The organism is Streptomyces sp. NPDC107546 (genome assembly GCF_055639175.1).
Genome location: NZ_JBVKBA010000081.1, coordinates 1 through 1,483 on the forward strand (window position 1 = coordinate 1; position 1,483 = coordinate 1,483).

The following is a 1,483-nucleotide window of genomic DNA, read 5'->3' on the forward strand; positions in this document are numbered from 1 at the left end:
CTAGGAGCTGTCCGGCCGATCACAGTCGTGGGCGGTCCGGCATGATGCCGGGGTGAGCATCATCGTCGAGTTCTTCGCGGCTCCGGATGACACGTCAGCGGCTCTGGCTCTTCAGATAGGGCCGCGACGCGCATTCGAGTCGCTCTCCTTCGGCAACTTCGATGCCGAGGAAGCTGTGGTCGAGTGGGAGTGCCTGCTTGTCGGCGGAAGCTTCGAGGAACTCGTCGAAGCTGGTGAGCCTCGTCTCGTCGCCGGCCAGGACGATGACGGGGCCCTCGTGTTCGCGATCTCGCCTCGCCTGTCCGCCGCACTCGCCGAGGCCGAGCGGTCCGATTTGAAGGATGCCGCTTCCGCGTGGTTCTTGCAGTGGGCGGAGGACGGCGGCGAGGTCGTCGACACGGAGATCGCCGAAGGGATCCTGAGTGATCTGGCCGCTCTCGTCAGCAGCGCCCGACGCCGGGGCCAAGACGTCTACTGCTGGATCGCATAGGGATTCACGTTCGGAGCCAGATCGCGATGGACGCCGCGGTGGCGGTGCCGAGGAAGACGTAGCCCCGCTTGTCGTAGCGCGTGGCGACCGCGCGGAACTGTTTCAGATGATTGATCGCCCGTTCGACGGTGTTGCGTTTCTTGTAGCGGTCCGCGTCGAACCCGGGCGGCCGTCCGCCGCGTGAGCCCTTCCGCAGGCGGGCGGCCTGGCTGTCGGCCTTTTCCGGGATCGTGTGGCGGATACCCCGCCGTCTCAGGTACTCGCGAACAGGACCGTTGCTGTATGCCTTGTCAGCCGCGAGGCTGTCGGGCTTCACGCGTGGCCTTCCCGGCCCGGATCGGGGGACGCGGACCTTCTCCAACACGGCGATGAACTGGGTGCAGTCCGCCCGCTGACCTGGGGTGACCACCAAGGACAGGGGGCGGCGACGGCCGTCCGCGCTCAGGTGGAGCTTGCTGGTGAACCCGCCCCGCGAACGGCCCAGGCCCTCACCTCCAGCACCACCTCCACCAGGCGGGCGACCAGGCTCTGCCACGGTGTCTCGCCCTGGTGTTCCCTCTCTTCGGCCCCCTTTGATGCGGGTGCTGGCGGCGGATCAGTACGGGCGCCAGCCGCATGTTGGTGCGCGCGGACGATGGTGGAGTCAACCGAGACGTCCCAGTCGATCTCGCCCACCGCGTCGGCCGCGGCCTGGACCTGCTGGAGCAGACGTTCCCAGGTTCCGTCGCCCGACCACAGGCGATGGCGCTCATAGACGGTCTTCCACGGGCCGAACCGTTCGGGCAGGTCACGCCACTGCACCCCGGTCCGCACCCGGTGCAGAATCCCGTCGATCACCTGCCGGTGATCCCGCCACCGGCCACAACGCCCATTGCTGACCGGCAGGAACGGCCGCAGCCGTTCCCACTCGGCATCTGTCAGATCGCCCCGCCCCATGTGCCCCTCAACGACCCGGGCGCGGACCAGTCACATGATCGGCCGGACAAGTCCTAG

The 1,483-nt window shown here is 67.8% G+C and carries 1 protein-coding gene and 1 pseudogene; one reads left to right on the forward strand and one right to left on the reverse strand.

The window, feature by feature from the left end:
• Window positions 1-52: 52 nt before the first annotated feature.
• Entirely contained in the window at window positions 53-490 is a 438-nt protein-coding gene (locus tag ACZ7L1_RS39200) for a hypothetical protein (RefSeq protein ID WP_471444490.1), read from the forward strand.
• A 4-nt stretch (window positions 491-494) separates the two neighbouring features.
• Here ACZ7L1_RS39200 and ACZ7L1_RS39205 read toward each other — a convergent pair.
• Window positions 495-1,426 (reverse strand): annotated as a pseudogene (locus ACZ7L1_RS39205) (IS5 family transposase).
• Between the last annotated feature and the right edge of the window lie 57 nt (window positions 1,427-1,483).